Source organism: Vibrio sp. D420a, from assembly GCF_030248625.1.
Taxonomy (GTDB): Bacteria; Pseudomonadota; Gammaproteobacteria; order Enterobacterales; family Vibrionaceae; genus Vibrio; species Vibrio fortis_A.
In genome coordinates this window covers 55,961-71,084 of sequence record NZ_JAHGAN010000033.1, presented here as the reverse complement: position 1 = coordinate 71,084, position 15,124 = coordinate 55,961, and the positions used below count along the sequence as shown (strand labels likewise).

Below are 15,124 nucleotides of genomic sequence, written 5' to 3'. Positions count from 1 at the left end.
AGAGCCAGAGCCAGAGCCAAAACTTGCGGAATATTCGAGTTACTCTGAGATTCGCTCGGCAGAGTTTGAGGTCCCCAATCTTGAGGACGTGCAAAAGCTACTGAGCCAGTTGGAGTCGACTAATGTCGTTGAAGAGCTAAACCTCGACGACTTGATGGATCAGAACACGCAACAAATTGCGCTCCATTCGACGACCACTGTTGATATGCCTGTGGAAACGGATTTGGCACCCAAGATGGAAGTGGCTTCGCCAACTCTTGAAGTGGAAACGCCAGAACCACCAGTGGTAGAGCAACAAGCTGAAGAAGAGATTCAAAGCTGGGATATCGAAGAGCCCCTTTTTGAAAATGTAGCTGAAACGGTCGCGGAAGCAGAGCCTCAAGTCTTCAGTGAACCAGTTTATCAGCCGAGTGTTGAAGCCGCTGAAGAGACGGTTTCCGTACAGGAAGATTTAGAAACGGTAGAGCAAGAAGTTGAGCTCGAAACTCAAGCGGGTGGGGCAAGTAACTTCACTTCGTGGGAGAGCACAGTTCGTAGTGAAGACTTCCAAGTACTCTACTTTGATGTGAATGGTGTGACTTTTGCAGTCCCATTAGATGAACTTGGTGGCATACACCGTTTAGAAGAGCTGAGTCATCTAATTGGTCGCCCAGCTTGGTATTTAGGCCTTCAATCTAATCGAGATAGTCAATTAGATGTGGTCGATACCGCAAAATGGGTGATGTCTGAGAAGTTAACCAGTGACGAATACAAAGAAAACTATCAATATATAGTGATGCTTGGCGAGAGCATGTGGGGACTGGCGAGCACCGAGCTCAAAGGTACCGAGCTCTTAAATACAGATAAAGTACGCTGGCGAGAAATGGCAGGTAAACGTCCATGGCTCGCGGGTATGGTTAAAGAAAAAATGTGTGCTTTGATTCATGTTGAAGCATTGATCGCCATGCTAAATGCAGGGTTAGATGTAAAAGCATTAGATTAATAATAGTGAGCCGGTAACGGCGGCAAGAGGATTGAATATGTCTCAATTGAGTGAAGTTGAAGTAAGAAAAGATCAAACCAATGATGAAGTACTTCAATGGGTGACATTCCAACTTGAGGAAGAAACTTACGGCATCAACGTAATGCAGGTGCGTGAAGTTCTTCGTTATAGTGAGATTGCTCCAGTACCAGGTGCTCCAGACTACGTACTGGGTATTATTAACCTACGTGGTAACGTTGTAACAGTTATCGATACACGTTCACGTTTTGGCCTAATGCAAGGCGAGATCACTGACAACACTCGTATCATCGTTATCGAATCTGAGCGCCAAGTGATTGGTATCCTAGTTGATAGCGTGGCAGAAGTTGTTTACCTTCGTTCTTCTGAAATCGATACTACGCCAAGCGTTGGTACTGATGAAAGTGCTAAGTTCATCCAAGGTGTGAGCAACCGTGACGGTAAGCTTCTGATCCTAGTTGATTTGAACAAGCTACTAAGCGAAGACGAATGGGATGAGATGGCTCACCTGTAATGTTTGAAGCGCTTCCCTTAAGCCCAGCTGCACTGATTATTGGAGTTGGGTGTTTTACGCTATTTATCGTCGTGCTGTTGGGCAAAGTGAAAAGTGTCCTACAAAAGCAGCTAGACCACTCTCGTGCGCAGGTTCGTAGCTTAGAAAAAGAGCTTCAAAAATCGAGCAAGCAGTTACTAGAGGTGCGCTCTGTTGTGGTTGGTCTTGGCCAGAAAGTGACAGAGCAAGAAGATGTGATTAAGCATCTAAATGAGCGTATTGTTGAGTTAGAGCATGCCGACACAGACGGTAGACTCTACACTCGAGCGACCAAAATGGTTCAACTTGGCGCTGGAATAAACGAGCTTATCGAAGAGTGTGAACTGCCAAAAGCAGAAGCTGAGCTAATGATGTCTCTGCAGAATAAATTAGCAGGCAAAGAGAAGATCCCATCTCTTCGTAGCAACCCATCATCTTATGATGAGCAGCCTAAGTCTTACGATCGCCGTAAGCCACCACGTCGCTAAAAATAAGTTAAGCGCGAAAACGCGAATCCAAAAAGAAGCTCAGGCTTCTTTTTTTGTTTTTGGCGTTTACCAATTGGAAATCTTACTTATAGAACGCTGTGTCTAAGTGTTTGTATCTTTGAGATATTATGTATTAAACATAAAATGTGTAAATTTTGACACAGCGTTAACAGTTTCTTACTGAGTTTGTTCTTTCGCAAAGACCTATTCCTGTTTTGTCACCATAATGGTGTGCTACTATACCCCTCTTATTATTGGACCTATATTTCCTATGTTAGAAGTCTCAAATTTAACCGCTATTCGTGACGAAAGAGTTCTCTTTGAATCTTTGTCTTTTCAACTCAAAGCTGGCGAACTCGTTCAGGTTGAGGGAAGAAATGGTACTGGCAAGACGACACTACTTAGGATCATCACCGGATTAGGCGATCGAGACGAAGGCACCATTTCATGGGATGGTCAGTCAATAGAGTCCAATCGCGATGCTTACCATCAAAATCTACTGTTTCTTGGTCACCAAACCGGTGTTAAGCGTGAGTTAAGTGCTTACGAGAATTTAAGCTTTTACCAATCTATTCATAGTGGCAAAGCAAGCAAGGAAGAACTGTACGGCGCTCTTGCGCAAGTTGGTTTGGCAGGGCGAGAAGATGTGCCAGCAGGGCAGTTGTCTGCAGGACAGCAGCGCCGAGTAGCGTTGGCTCGTTTGTGGTTGAGTAAGCAGATGCTGTGGATCTTAGATGAGCCACTAACAGCAATCGATAAGCAGGGTGTGAAAGTTCTCGAGAATTTGTTTTCGCAACATGCAGACAATGGCGGAATTGTGTTACTAACAACGCACCAAGATATGTTCGCCGACAGCCCGAAACTAAGAAAAATAAAGCTGGGTGAATAATATGATCGCTTCAATGACAATGATTATCCGACGTGAGCTTCTAATTGCGTTTCGTCGCCAGGCCGATATTTTTAACCCGTTGTGGTTCTTTATTATCGTTATCACCTTGTTTCCATTGAGTATTGGCCCCGAGCCTAACCTTCTTGCACGTATCTCTGCGGGGATCGTTTGGGTTGCTGCTCTGTTATCAGCTCTGCTCTCACTAGAGCGTCTATTTCGTGATGATTTTCAGGATGGAGCACTAGAACAGATGATGCTCATGCCCATCCCGTTGCAGTTGGTAGTATTGTCCAAGGTCATAGCACACTGGTTATTGACTGGTTTACCATTAATTTTAATTAGTCCGCTTTTGGCTGTTCTACTATCGCTGGATTTTGATACATGGCTTTCAGTTGTGTTGACCTTGCTGGTAGGGACGCCCGCGTTGAGTTTTATTGGTGCTATTGGTGTTGCACTAACGGTTGGGTTACAAAAAGGGGGCGTACTGCTGAGTTTGCTCATCCTACCGCTTTATATCCCAATTTTGATTTTTGCGACATCAGCAATTGATGCGGCAGCACTAGGTGTTGCGTATAACGGTCAATTGGCTGTGTTAGGCGCGATGCTAATGGGTGCGATGACATTAACGCCTTTTGCTATTAGTGCCGCGTTACGTGTGAGCGTGAACTAATTAAACAGATTTAGGTGTGAACTAATTGACACCATTGGACTCCTAGAGTCGCCATACGGAAAGCAACCGTAAATAAATTATAATAACTATAGCTTTAACAGCTGTAAGTAATATGAAGTAAGAGTGAGATTACAACATGTGGAAATGGCTCCATCCCTATGCCAAAGCGGAAACCTCTTATCAGCTTGCTGGTAAGCTTCTGCCATGGTTCTCAGTTCTAGCACTAGTGTGTCTATCCGTTGGTACCGTTTGGGGGCTTGCATTTGCACCTTCAGATTACCAACAAGGCGATAGCTTTAGAATTATCTACATTCACGTTCCATCTGCGATTTGGTCGATGGGTGTCTACATGTCGATGGCGATTGCAGCCTTTATCGGCCTTGTGTGGCAGGTGAGATTGTCGGATATGGCATCACTGGCAATGGCTCCAATCGGCGCTGTATTTACCTTTATTGCACTTTTGACTGGTGCAGTTTGGGGTAAGCCAATGTGGGGTGCTTGGTGGGTGTGGGACGCTCGTTTAACATCAGAACTGATCTTACTATTTTTGTACTTGGGCGTTATCGCTCTGCACCACGCTTTTGATGATCAGAAAACAGCGGCAAAAGCAGCAGGTATTCTTGCTATTGTCGGTGTGATTAACCTACCTATTATTCACTTCTCAGTAGAGTGGTGGAATACACTGCACCAAGGTGCGACGATCACTAAGTTCGATAAGCCATCGATCTCAAGCGATATGTTGTGGCCACTGCTTCTTAATATTTTCGGTTTTGCATTCTTCTTCGGCGCCGTGATGATGGTTCGTTTCCGTAACGAAATCATCAGCAAAGAAGGTCATCGTCCGTGGGTCCGCAAACTAGCGGCCGAAAAAGCGTAATCGGGGTAGGTAATTATGTATTTTGAATCTCTAAGTGATTTCTTTGCGATGGGCGGTTACGCCTCTTACGTTTGGAGTGCATTCGGAATCACTTTTCTTGCGATGATCATCCTGCTAGTAGTTAGCGTTCGTCGTGGTAAGCAATTGCTCAATGAAGTACAAGCTAAAGTTGATCGCCAGGCGCGAATCGATGCAGCGAAAAAAATGGAGAACACTCTATGAACCCAAGGCGTAAAAAGAGACTGGGCATTGTCCTAGCTATTTTTATTGGTATTAGTGCGACTGTCGGTTTGATGGTTTATGCACTGAATCAAAACATGGATCTGTTCTACACACCAACGGAATTGGTAAACGGTAAAGACGGCCATAAGCCAGAAGTAGGCCAACGCCTGCGAATTGGTGGCATGGTTGTTGTTGGCTCTGTGAAGCGTGATAACGAATCTTTGCGCGTAAGCTTCGACTTAGCGGATGTTGGCCCTAAGGTAACCATTCTTTACGATGGTATTCTTCCTGATCTTTTCCGTGAGGGACAAGGTATTGTTGCTCAGGGCGTATTAAAAGATGCGACGACTATCGAAGCGTTTGAAGTTCTAGCTAAGCACGATGAAGAGTACATGCCTTCTGAAGTCGCTGAAGCGATGAAAAAGACACACGAGCCTTTGCAATACTCGACTGAACAAAAAGAAGGAAGTGCTAAATGATAGCCGAGATCGGCCACTTTGCCATGATCCTATCGCTAGGATTGGCATTGTTGCTGAGTGTGCTCCCACTCTACGGAGCAGCTCGCAATAACACTTTGTTGATGAACAGTGCCCGCCCACTGTCTTGGGGTATGTTCATTTTCCTAGCGATTTCGTTTTTTATTCTATGTTACGCGTTCTACACCAATGACTTTACTGTCCAATATGTAGCGAGTAACTCCAACAGCCAGCTACCTTGGTACTACCGTATTACGGCGGTATGGGGTGCACACGAAGGCTCACTACTGCTTTGGGTATTAATCCAAGCAGGTTGGACTGTTGCGGTAGCGGTGTTTAGCCGTGGTATGCCACAAGAGTCGGTAGCGCGTGTTCTGGCGATCATGGGTCTGATTACTGTCGGTTTCTTGCTGTTCATCATTGTGACCTCGAACCCGTTCCTACGTACCTTGCCATTCTTCCCTGTTGATGGTCGTGACCTAAACCCGCTTCTACAAGATCCAGGTTTGATCATTCACCCACCAATGCTTTACATGGGTTATGTAGGCTTCTCGGTAGCGTTCTCTTTTGCAATTGCCTCTCTAATGAGCGGTCGCTTGGATACGGCATGGGCGCGTTGGTCTCGCCCTTGGACAATCGCGGCATGGTTATTCCTAACTCTAGGTATCGCACTAGGTTCATGGTGGGCTTATTACGAACTAGGCTGGGGCGGCTGGTGGTTCTGGGATCCAGTAGAAAACGCATCATTCATGCCTTGGCTGGCAGGTACTGCTCTAATGCACTCTTTAGCAGTCACAGAAAAGCGCGGTACATTTAAAGCGTGGACAGTATTGCTGGCAATCTCTGCATTCTCGTTGAGCTTATTGGGTACCTTCCTAGTTCGTTCAGGTATCTTGGTATCGGTTCACGCCTTTGCTTCAGATCCTGCTCGCGGTATGTTTATCTTAGGCTTCTTAGTCTTTGTTATCGGTGGTTCTTTGCTTCTGTTCGCTGTGAAAGGCGCAGCAGTACGAGTTCGTGGTAACTTTGACCTCGTTTCTCGCGAGAACTCACTACTTGCGAACAACGTGCTACTTATCGCAGCGCTTGTGGTTGTATTAGTTGGTACATTGCTACCGCTTGTGCATAAGCAGATTGGTCTTGGTTCAGTATCTATCGGTGCTCCATTCTTCGATATGCTGTTCTTCTGGTTAATGATTCCATTCTCGTTCCTACTCGGTATCGGTCCACTGATCCGTTGGAAGCGCGACAACCTGTCTAAGCTTGTTAAACCAATGGTTGTTTCTGGTGTGCTGTCACTTGGTTTGAGCTGGTTGATGGTTAGCGTATTGGCTGAATACTTCAGCGGTACTGCGTTTGCAGGCTGGGTAATGGCATTCTGGATCATCTTCATGCACGGCTTCGAGCTGCATGAACGTGCGACGCATCGCCATAGTTTCTGGACGGGTGTTACTAAGATTCAGCGCAGCCACTGGGCGATGATGTTGGGTCACCTTGGTCTTGCCGTTACCGTTATCGGTATCGCTATGGTGCAAAACTACAGCATCGAGCGTGATGTGCGTTTGGCTCCAGGTGAGTACTACCAACTTGAAGAGTACGATTTCTACTTTGCGGGTGTTCGTGACAAAGATGGTCCAAACTACGATGGCTACATCGCTGATTTTGAAATCACAAAAGATGGTAAGTACATCAACACATTGCACGCAGAGAAACGTTTTTACACCACTGCCAAGTCTATGATGACTGAAGCAGCGATTGATCGCGGTGTGACTCGCGACCTGTACATTGCGATGGGTGAACGTCTAGATGACAATAAATCTTGGGCGGTACGTGTTTATTACAAACCATTCGTTCGTTGGATCTGGGCTGGCTCTCTGATTATGTCGATTGGTGGTGCTATTGCGATCAGTGACCGTCGTTACCGCTTCCGCAAGCCAGCGAAAAAGACAGCCGAGAAGCAGGAGGCTTAATGAATAAGAAGATACTTTTCATTCCATTGATTGCTTTTATGGCATTGGCTGTCATTTTTGCAACTCAGCTTGTACGCAACCAGTCGGGCGATGACCCGACTAAGCTTGAATCAGTATTGATCGGCAAAGAGGTTCCCGAGTTTCGTCTAGAAGACCTAGCGGAGCCAGGCAAACTGTACGACCAAGCTGTATTTAAAGGCGAGCCTCTGCTTCTAAATGTTTGGGCTACATGGTGCCCAACGTGTTACGCAGAGCACTCTTACTTGAACAAACTAGCTGCACAAGGCGTTAAGATCATTGGCTTGAACTACAAAGATGATCGCACAAAAGCGGTAGGTTGGTTGAATGAGCTTGGTAACCCGTACTTAATCAGTTTGTTTGATGGTAATGGCATGCTAGGCCTAGATCTAGGCGTATATGGCGCTCCAGAAACTTTCCTAATTGATGCAAACGGCGTTGTTCGTTACCGCCACGTTGGTGATGTAAACCCAACTAACTGGGCATCAACGCTTGAGCCTATGTATCAAGACTTGTTGGAGGAAGCAAAATGATTAAACACGCACTGATTGCGTTGTTAGCAACGTTTGCTATTTCTCTAACTGCTACTGCGGCGATTGAGATCCATGAGTTTGATAACTTGCAACAAGAGCAGCAGTTCAAAAATTTGAGCAACACACTGCGTTGTCCAAAATGTCAAAACAACACCATTGGTGATTCGAATGCAGAACTGGCAGTCGACCTTCGCCAAAAAGTGTATGAGATGACGAAAGAGGGCAAGTCTGAGCAAGAGATCATTGATTACATGATCGCGCGCTACGGCAATTTCGTTACCTACAATCCGCCATTAACGCTAGCAACTTCAATCCTATGGGTTGGTCCATTTGCCGTTGTGGTATTTGGTTTTGCGCTGATTGTACTGCGCAGCAGAAAGTCGAAAGCGAAAGCTGTAGAGTCAAATGAAGACTGGGATGCAGACAAAGAAGCACGTTTAAAAGCGTTACTCGATGAAGAGAACGACGGAGACAAGAAGTAATGACTCTATTTTGGATTTCTACAATTATCCTTTCATTAGCTGCTGTCGTGTTGATTGTCTTGCCATTTGTGAACAAGAAAGCCAACAACGATGAAGCTCTTCGTGATGAATTGAACAAGGCTTTCTATAAAGATCGTCTAGATGAACTAGAAGTTGAAGCGGAAGAAGGTTTAGTTGATAACCAACAAGAGCTGATTGCTGATCTTAAGCAGTCTCTTCTTGATGATATTCCAGCAGAAAAAGCGACCAAGAAGACACAGATTTCAACAGCTGTTGTGGTTGTGCCGTCTGTGCTGATGGTAATCGCGCTTAGTTACGGTATGTACTTTCAGTTTGGTGCGATGGACAAGGTTCAGCACTGGCAGCAAGTGAGTGCAAATCTACCGGCTCTATCTAAGAAGTTGATGTCTGCAGAGGGCAGTGCTCTGACAGACGATGAGTTGGAAGACTTAACGCTTGCACTTCGTACACGTCTGCACTATCAGCCTAAAGATTCGACAGGTTGGTTATTGTTGGGTCGTATCGCTCTTGCGAATCGCGACGCGCAAACGGCTATCGATGCAATGGAGCGAGCTTACAAGCTTGAGCCAAATAACGAAGACGTTCAGTTAGGTTTTGCACAGGCGTTAATGCTATCGCCAGATGAAGCTGAACAGAACCAAGCTCGCCTGCTACTGAGCCGTTTGGTACAGAAAGACTACGTCGACTTGCGTGTATTCTCACTGCTAGCGTTTGATGCATTTGAGCGCCAAGACTATCCGTCAGCGGTGAAATACTGGAGCATCATGCAACAGATGATCGGTCCTCAAGACAGTCGTTACGAGATGCTATCGCGCAGCATCGAGAGTGCTCAGAAGAAAATGGGTAACTTGATGGGCGTAGCGGAAGGTAAGAGTGTTGCTGTAACCCTGAACCTAAGTGAGCAAGTTAATGCTGATCCTAATTCTGTACTTATCGTTTCAGTACATAGAGCAGATGGTTCTCCTATGCCAGTGGCGGCAGCTCGCTACCCGCTAGGTGCATTCCCTCGTACCGTTGTACTGGATGATGGTAATAGCATGATGGAAGGAATCAAACTGTCTAGTCTTGAATCCCTGATGGTTCGCGCTAGGCTTGATACAGATGGCAACGTTGCGACTCGCGAAGGCGATTGGTACGGTGAAAGTGAAGTGGTAGAGCTAGGGGCTCCAGTAACACTGAATATCGATCAACAGTATTAATAAGCGAATTGCACAAGCGTGGCTATTCCGATTTCTTTAGAAACGTTATAGACTTACGCAAACAATTGAGGCCAGCGATTGCTGGCCTTTTTTATTATTAATATTCCTTATGGAAAAGGTGTTATGTCTATAAGTACGTTAAGGCTTTCAGGTTTACTCCTTATTGCAAGCATGACAGTTGGGTGTTCAAGTGTACCCGATGAAGAAGTCGCACAATCAGATAGCCAAGTGACGACGGAATATGAAGCTGAATCGCATCCTAATGACCCTTTTGAAGGCTTCAACCGTGCTATGTGGGATATCAACTATGAGTATCTTGATCCTTATTTAGTACGCCCGGTGTCTCTTGCTTACGTTAACTACACACCAGTTCCGGTACGTACCGGTATCTCTAACTTTCTAGCGAACTTGGATGAACCAGCCAGTATGGTCAATAACTTGATCATGGGTAATGGTGAAAAAGCGCTGGATCACTTCAACCGTTTTTGGATTAACACCACTTTCGGTTTGGTTGGTTTGATCGATATTGCGAGTGAAGCGGGCATCACCAAATACGATGATAAATCGTTTTCTGACGCTATCGGTCACTATGGGGTTGGCAATGGCCCATATTTTATGATTCCAGGCTATGGTCCGGTGACCACGCGTGAAGTGACAGAGCAGGTTGATGGTCTCTACTTACCACTCTCGTTATTGAATTTCTGGGCAGGTCTAGGTAAGTGGGCACTAGAAGGCATGGAGTCGCGTGCTCAACTCGTATCTCAAGAAGCGCTGCTTGAAGACTCTCCAGACCCTTATGCTCTGACGCGTGATATCTATATTCAACGCCGTGACTTTAAGGCAGAAATTGAGCCAGAAGAAGTCGACCTAGAAGAGGAAGATTTGATTGATGGCTATTTGGAAGACTTTTAACGATTAGCCTTAACAAGTCGGTAGATATAAAAAAGCTCGGTAAGTACCGAGCTTTTTTGATCTTGATTTATATTCAAATAGCTTAGAAACGGTAGTTCGCTTGAACACCCACTAGCCAGATGCTGCCAGATACTTCGCCTTCAAATGACCCGCCAAACAGGTCTGCGCCTGCTGGATCGCTTTCGTGCATTTTCGCATCTTTTGCTAGGATGTAAGTAAAGCCAGCATCTAGAGAAAGTTGTTCAGACCATTGGTAGCCAGCACCAATGCTCAGCCAAGTACGATCCGTTTCTGGAATTGTCGCTGTACGGTGCTCTTCGCTCACAGCTGACGTGTCGTAAGCAATACCTGAACGTAGAGCCAGTTTTGGTGTCATCTGGTAAGTGGTACCAATTGCGAAGCGGTAATTATCTTCCCAGTTTTCTTCTTTAATGAGCTCAGGGTTGCTACGATCTGATAAGTTTGCTTCGAGTTTTTCAAAGCTGCTCCAATCTGTCCAATTGATACTTGCATGAACTGCAACCTTATCAGTTAACTGATGAAAAGATGCAATTTCAGCAGTCGCTGGTAGAGTTAAGTCCATTGAACCATTGGTCTTGATATCATGCTTAGCTGGGTTAAATAGGTTGAAACCAGCACCTGTCGCATAACCTTCGAGAGTAAGGTTTACTTCTGACTTATACGCGAAGCCAAGGCGGTGGTTTTCGTTGATTTGCCACGCAGTACCCACTTGCCAGCCCCAAGCTGTGTCATCACCTTCCATATATTTTAGAGTGTCGCCAGCGTCAACGATTCCAAATGCAGGAGACGTTGCAGTTGCTCCAATGCTACCTTCTGCCATCACGTAACGTACGCCGCCACCCACAGATACGTTTTCGAGTACTTGGTAGGCTGCATTTAGGTTCAGCTCCATGCTGATCACACTTGCTTCGTTACCGTGGTTGGCACCAGCAAAATCTTTACCTAAGTCTGTTTCCATACCGTAGTTAGTGCCTGCAGCAAAGCCGATTGCTAACTTTTCTGAATACTTGTGAGATACGTAAAAGTTAGGAATCACAGCGCTGTGAGCGAAATCTTTTGAGTTCGCTGGTGTGGTTGTATTACCCGAAGTTGATGTGCCTTCGATATCGATGTTTGGGTCAACATAAATTGCGCCAACAGATACTTGCGTACCTTCTAGGTAGGTTAGCATTGCAGGGTTACGCCATTGTGCGCCTGCATTGTCTGCCATTGCTGCTTCACCTGCGTATGCACGACCAAGGCCAGTTGCTGAGTATTCTGCTAGTTGGAAGCCTGCAGCGTGTGTTACGCCAGATGTAGAAAGTAAACCAACTGCCACTGCAGCAGATAGGAGAGTCTTATTCATTTTCATTATTATGTTCGCTGAATCATAAGTATTAAGGTCAGTGATTTTACTTTTAGAGCTATTGCTTTAAAAATGAAATTCGAATAAAACACTGTTTTAGGTATTAAATGATTAAAAATGACCTAATTGCAGCTAAAAAAACTGAATGTTTCGAGGGTGTTACGAGTTTTGAGCGTACACTTGTAGTGATATAAAGGCGTTAGAGGATACAGGTGTACGCTTAATTGGGAGATTGTTGTGTAGTCTAAGCAATAAAAAAGGGTCGCTAATAGCGACCCTTTAAATTTCATATTGTGCTTTGCGCTTAGAATCTATGAGTGTATTGAACACCGAACAGCATTGCGGTTGCTTTCGTTGTGGTATTTAAAGTTAGACCACCGTTTGCTGCACCACCGTTAATTGTATCTTCAACTTTAACGTCCTCACCTACTAGGTAAGTAAAGCCAAGATCAAGCGTTTGATCTTTGTTGAAGTGGTAGCTTGCACCTGCAGAGAACCATTGACGGTCCGAATCTGGTACAGAAACTGAAGTTAGAGAGTCTTGTACGCCTTCATCGAACATGTAACCGATTCGAGCTTCCCAGTTTTGGTTAATGTAGTAGGTACCACCAATTGAGTAGTGGTAAGTATCTTGCCACTTGTAATCTTTGATGTTTGTTCCATCTGTAGTTACAAGTGCATCAAAGTCACTCCAACTGATGTATTGAATGCTGTAGTGAACGGCAAATTTAGTGTTCTCGATGCGGTGGTAACCAGAAAACTCTGCCATTGAAGGTAGAGGAATCTTTAGGTCGCCAATGTTACCATTGCCTTGGTACGATACTGTGCCACTAACTTCAATTTCAGGGCTGTAGTGGTAGCTCAATCCAAAGCGATTGTTTTCGTCCAACTCATAAACCGCACCCAAGTTGAACCCAACACCCCAACCTGATGCATCTACGTCCATTAAGTCAGCGGTAACAGTAGCACCACCCCCACCGACAATATTCATTTCTGATTGGCGTTTTAATTCACCTTCACCGTAAATAACGTCGATACCGCCGCCAATGCTCCATTGGTCATTGATACGATATGAACCAGCGAACAATAGGTTCATTGAAGTAACATTAGTTGTACCGCCAAATGCATCGGCGCCAGGAACTACAGTAGTACCACCGATTACAGAACCTGTTTTTGCACCCCAGCTGTCATCAAACTCATTAGTTGTACCAAAGTTAGAATACGCACCGAAGCCGACAGCAAATTTTTCGTTGATAGGCATTGCGATGTAAAGGTTTGGTACGACTGAAGTTGCGTCGTTTGTTGCATCTTCAACAGATTGAGACCCTAAAGGTGAAATGTATTCAGAACCTTTAACCTTAACCTCTGAATCGATGATATTGAAACCTAGAGACAGTTCAGTTTGGTCGAAAAGAGCAAGTGCTGCCGCATTGCGAGCCATCGCAGATGCGTTGTCCGCGATTACTGCGTCACCAGCGAATGCACGACCAAGGCCTGTTGCTGATTGTGAGTTAAGTTGGAAACCTGCTGCCATTGCTTGTGAAGAGGCGAGTGTAATTGTCGTAATTGTTACTGCTAAAAGAGACTTTTTAAACAGACGCGTGTTGTTTGTCATTTATTAATTCCTTTATGTATCCGCCTCTACAGGGCGATTTATTTGAGCTTTTGCTCAATGGGGGCTGATCCTAAGCGTTAGTATAGAGGATACAAATCCGACCATTGAAAAATTTGAGCATAAAATTACGGAAATGACGCCTATCTGACACGAAAATGGTAGGAAACGCTGTTTTTTAGAGTTTTAACTCTAGCGTTATATTTTTTGTGAATGGGTGAGGGTTTATTTATAAAACAAAGCCCAGCAATATCAGTGATATAGTGCTGGGCTCAGTGTTTACGGGCGTTTGACTAGCAGATTAGCTCATCGGTTTGATCATTTTAGATAGCTTTTCTGCAATTTTGTTGACATCTTCACCTTCCATGCCAACGAGTATTAAACTGCTGTCATCGATAGGAGTGATGGAACCAGACATACCGTCTTCTTCGAAGTTCTGGCTTTTGTCTGAAGGTATACCAGTTAAAAACAGCGTTACTTTGCCTTTTTCACCTTGGAATACCATGTGCATTGCGTTGGATTTACCAAAGCCACAGTGGTTCAGGTAATAAACGTGATACGGGAAAGTATCATCGAATTGGAACGCAAATGGGTTCATCTTGGTATTGATTTGGGCAGATGATACGTTCTCATCTAACACTTCAACAAACGGCTTTTCAGTGACCACGTGTTTTAACGCGGTGTCAGCTAAACTTGCATGTGCAGGAGAAACAAACGCGTTACCCCAATTAACTTGCCCCACAAGAAGACCAGCGACAAAAGCGACAGATGCAGCCATTGCCATAGCACGGCGAGCAAAAGTAGGCTTAACCACTTTACTCTCTTCATAAGATGTTTGGTTGAATAAGATACGATCGGCAAGATCGTCAGGCACATCCACGTTCATGGCTGAATGAATTTGCTTATCGAGAGCAAGAACATCATCCAAGAATTTGCTATTGGCCTCACTGTTTGCTGTAGCATCCATGATGTCTTGATTTCGTTGTTTCGGTTCCGACAATATACGACGACGGAATTCTAAATCATCCATTATGTTGCCCCCTTTCTGCCTCTTCTGAATCCAGCATCTCTTTGAGCTGGTTTCGCGCCCTAAATAATCGTGTCATTACTGTGTTTTTGTTTAGCTCTAAGACATCAGCGATCTCTTCACCACTAAACCCACCAATCACCTGAAGAAAGAGTGGTTCACGGTAATCAACGTCTAATTTCATGATCTGGGCTTGTAGCCACTGGTGCTGGTGATGCGGGTCGTCACTGACTTTAGCATCATTACCGTGGTCATCAATATCAACCAGATCAAACTGTTTGCGTTCAAAACGTCGAGCATTTTCGCGGCGTAAAATCGTGATTAACCAAGATTTCGCTGCCTTCTCATCTTGCAGGCTGTCTAATGACTTCCATGCCCGTAGGCAAGTTTCCTGCACTAAATCCTCGGCAATGCTTTTGTCTTTGCATAACCAATAGGCATAGCGAAACAGGTCGCGATGATAAGCACGCACGAGCGCTTCGTATTTTCTTTGTTTGTCCATATCAGAGTTGACCGGACGCTTGGCAGTTTTCTTTCCAAACATTTTTATTATCGACACATGAGCCTCCATATTTGCTCTGTGGATAGAGTGTCTTTGTTCGTTGTGCTTTGTTTTCTATGCTGTAATCGATTGAAGATTGTAAAATCACATTAAAATTGATCTACTTCAAAATCTAAGACTTCGAACAGGCTATAGTACATCTTGTCGTCTAGTTAGTCTTTATGGCTAACATGTTGAGCAAGACGACACTTCCTTTTGAAGGCTGACTTTACTTTCTCCTAATCAGGAAACTGATTATTTCAATTGGCGTAACGTTAATTGCTTTAAA

The 15,124-nt window shown here is 44.8% G+C and carries 17 protein-coding genes; 13 read left to right on the top strand and 4 right to left on the bottom strand.

The window, feature by feature from the left end; all coding sequences use genetic code 11:
* From KI743_RS20545 to KI743_RS20485, 13 genes are all read left to right on the top strand, one after another.
* The coding region (locus tag KI743_RS20545; RefSeq protein ID WP_285467969.1) for a chemotaxis protein CheW at nucleotides 1–982 on the top strand (982 nt) is incomplete at its 5' end.
* Between the two features lie 37 nt (nucleotides 983–1,019).
* A complete protein-coding gene (locus tag KI743_RS20540) occupies nucleotides 1,020–1,514 on the top strand; it encodes a chemotaxis protein CheW (protein ID WP_032549641.1) in 495 nt (164 codons plus the stop codon).
* A complete protein-coding gene (locus KI743_RS20535; RefSeq protein ID WP_150871466.1) occupies nucleotides 1,514–2,020 on the top strand; it encodes a DUF2802 domain-containing protein in 507 nt (168 codons plus the stop codon). Before KI743_RS20540 ends, KI743_RS20535 begins: the two co-directional genes overlap by 1 nt.
* A 271-nt stretch (nucleotides 2,021–2,291) precedes the next feature.
* Complete coding sequence (gene ccmA / locus KI743_RS20530) at nucleotides 2,292–2,909, top strand: cytochrome c biogenesis heme-transporting ATPase CcmA (protein WP_032549639.1); 618 nt, start codon at nucleotides 2,292–2,294, stop codon at nucleotides 2,907–2,909.
* Between the two features lies 1 nt (nucleotide 2,910).
* Nucleotides 2,911–3,579 carry a heme exporter protein CcmB gene (gene ccmB, locus KI743_RS20525; protein ID WP_032549638.1) on the top strand — a complete coding sequence of 223 codons (669 nt, stop codon included), beginning with the start codon at nucleotides 2,911–2,913 and terminating at the stop codon, nucleotides 3,577–3,579.
* 136 nt (nucleotides 3,580–3,715) lie between these two features.
* On the top strand, nucleotides 3,716–4,456 hold the full coding sequence (locus tag KI743_RS20520; RefSeq protein WP_032549637.1) for a heme ABC transporter permease: 741 nt from the start codon (nucleotides 3,716–3,718) through the stop codon (nucleotides 4,454–4,456).
* A 15-nt stretch (nucleotides 4,457–4,471) separates the two neighbouring features.
* The gene (ccmD, locus tag KI743_RS20515) at nucleotides 4,472–4,678 is read left to right on the top strand and encodes a heme exporter protein CcmD (RefSeq protein WP_032549636.1); all 207 of its coding nucleotides are present in this window, start codon (nucleotides 4,472–4,474) and stop codon (nucleotides 4,676–4,678) included.
* Complete coding sequence (ccmE, locus tag KI743_RS20510; protein WP_032549635.1) at nucleotides 4,675–5,157, top strand: cytochrome c maturation protein CcmE; 483 nt, start codon at nucleotides 4,675–4,677, stop codon at nucleotides 5,155–5,157. Before ccmD ends, ccmE begins: the two co-directional genes overlap by 4 nt.
* A complete protein-coding gene (locus KI743_RS20505) occupies nucleotides 5,154–7,124 on the top strand; it encodes a heme lyase CcmF/NrfE family subunit (protein WP_150871473.1) in 1,971 nt (656 codons plus the stop codon). Before ccmE ends, KI743_RS20505 begins: the two co-directional genes overlap by 4 nt.
* Nucleotides 7,124–7,675 carry a DsbE family thiol:disulfide interchange protein gene (locus KI743_RS20500; protein ID WP_150871475.1) on the top strand — a complete coding sequence of 184 codons (552 nt, stop codon included), beginning with the start codon at nucleotides 7,124–7,126 and terminating at the stop codon, nucleotides 7,673–7,675. Before KI743_RS20505 ends, KI743_RS20500 begins: the two co-directional genes overlap by 1 nt.
* Nucleotides 7,672–8,157 (top strand): cytochrome c-type biogenesis protein, encoded by a 486-nt coding sequence (locus KI743_RS20495; RefSeq protein WP_032549632.1) that lies wholly within the window; start codon nucleotides 7,672–7,674, stop codon nucleotides 8,155–8,157. Before KI743_RS20500 ends, KI743_RS20495 begins: the two co-directional genes overlap by 4 nt.
* The gene (gene ccmI, locus KI743_RS20490; protein WP_285467968.1) at nucleotides 8,157–9,377 is read left to right on the top strand and encodes a c-type cytochrome biogenesis protein CcmI; all 1,221 of its coding nucleotides are present in this window, start codon (nucleotides 8,157–8,159) and stop codon (nucleotides 9,375–9,377) included. Before KI743_RS20495 ends, ccmI begins: the two co-directional genes overlap by 1 nt.
* A gap of 123 nt (nucleotides 9,378–9,500) precedes the next feature.
* Nucleotides 9,501–10,289: a VacJ family lipoprotein gene (locus tag KI743_RS20485; RefSeq protein WP_285467967.1), complete on the top strand. Its 789-nt coding sequence runs from the start codon at nucleotides 9,501–9,503 to the stop codon at nucleotides 10,287–10,289.
* 82 nt (nucleotides 10,290–10,371) lie between these two features.
* Here the strand turns inward: KI743_RS20485 and KI743_RS20480 are convergent, their stop codons facing one another.
* From KI743_RS20480 to KI743_RS20465, 4 genes are all read right to left on the bottom strand, one after another.
* The gene (locus KI743_RS20480; RefSeq protein ID WP_285467966.1) at nucleotides 10,372–11,661 is read right to left on the bottom strand and encodes an outer membrane protein transport protein; all 1,290 of its coding nucleotides are present in this window, start codon (nucleotides 11,659–11,661) and stop codon (nucleotides 10,372–10,374) included.
* Nucleotides 11,662–11,959: 298 nt separating this feature from the next.
* Nucleotides 11,960–13,270 carry an outer membrane protein transport protein gene (locus KI743_RS20475; protein WP_285467965.1) on the bottom strand — a complete coding sequence of 437 codons (1,311 nt, stop codon included), beginning with the start codon at nucleotides 13,268–13,270 and terminating at the stop codon, nucleotides 11,960–11,962.
* A 298-nt stretch (nucleotides 13,271–13,568) separates the two neighbouring features.
* Entirely contained in the window at nucleotides 13,569–14,297 is a 729-nt protein-coding gene (locus KI743_RS20470; RefSeq protein WP_285467964.1) for a DUF3379 domain-containing protein, read from the bottom strand.
* Nucleotides 14,290–14,838: a sigma-70 family RNA polymerase sigma factor gene (locus tag KI743_RS20465; protein WP_172974261.1), complete on the bottom strand. Its 549-nt coding sequence runs from the start codon at nucleotides 14,836–14,838 to the stop codon at nucleotides 14,290–14,292. Before KI743_RS20465 ends, KI743_RS20470 begins: the two co-directional genes overlap by 8 nt.
* Nucleotides 14,839–15,124 lie beyond the last annotated feature (286 nt).

What these genes read in the sequence shown, in the direction of transcription:
- KI743_RS20540 (WP_032549641.1), top strand. Translation starts at nt 1,020, where the DNA reads ATGTCTCAATTGAGTGAAGTTGAAGTAAGAAAAGATCAAACCAATGAT.
- KI743_RS20535 (WP_150871466.1), top strand. Translation starts at nt 1,514, where the DNA reads ATGTTTGAAGCGCTTCCCTTAAGCCCAGCTGCACTGATTATTGGAGTT.
- ccmA (WP_032549639.1), top strand. Translation starts at nt 2,292, where the DNA reads ATGTTAGAAGTCTCAAATTTAACCGCTATTCGTGACGAAAGAGTTCTC.
- ccmB (WP_032549638.1), top strand. Translation starts at nt 2,911, where the DNA reads ATGATCGCTTCAATGACAATGATTATCCGACGTGAGCTTCTAATTGCG.
- KI743_RS20520 (WP_032549637.1), top strand. Translation starts at nt 3,716, where the DNA reads ATGTGGAAATGGCTCCATCCCTATGCCAAAGCGGAAACCTCTTATCAG.
- ccmD (WP_032549636.1), top strand. Translation starts at nt 4,472, where the DNA reads ATGTATTTTGAATCTCTAAGTGATTTCTTTGCGATGGGCGGTTACGCC.
- ccmE (WP_032549635.1), top strand. Translation starts at nt 4,675, where the DNA reads ATGAACCCAAGGCGTAAAAAGAGACTGGGCATTGTCCTAGCTATTTTT.
- KI743_RS20505 (WP_150871473.1), top strand. Translation starts at nt 5,154, where the DNA reads ATGATAGCCGAGATCGGCCACTTTGCCATGATCCTATCGCTAGGATTG.
- KI743_RS20500 (WP_150871475.1), top strand. Translation starts at nt 7,124, where the DNA reads ATGAATAAGAAGATACTTTTCATTCCATTGATTGCTTTTATGGCATTG.
- KI743_RS20495 (WP_032549632.1), top strand. Translation starts at nt 7,672, where the DNA reads ATGATTAAACACGCACTGATTGCGTTGTTAGCAACGTTTGCTATTTCT.
- ccmI (WP_285467968.1), top strand. Translation starts at nt 8,157, where the DNA reads ATGACTCTATTTTGGATTTCTACAATTATCCTTTCATTAGCTGCTGTC.
- KI743_RS20485 (WP_285467967.1), top strand. Translation starts at nt 9,501, where the DNA reads ATGTCTATAAGTACGTTAAGGCTTTCAGGTTTACTCCTTATTGCAAGC.
- KI743_RS20480 (WP_285467966.1), bottom strand. Translation starts at nt 11,661, where the DNA reads ATGAAAATGAATAAGACTCTCCTATCTGCTGCAGTGGCAGTTGGTTTA.
- KI743_RS20475 (WP_285467965.1), bottom strand. Translation starts at nt 13,270, where the DNA reads ATGACAAACAACACGCGTCTGTTTAAAAAGTCTCTTTTAGCAGTAACA.
- KI743_RS20470 (WP_285467964.1), bottom strand. Translation starts at nt 14,297, where the DNA reads ATGGATGATTTAGAATTCCGTCGTCGTATATTGTCGGAACCGAAACAA.
- KI743_RS20465 (WP_172974261.1), bottom strand. Translation starts at nt 14,838, where the DNA reads ATGTTTGGAAAGAAAACTGCCAAGCGTCCGGTCAACTCTGATATGGAC.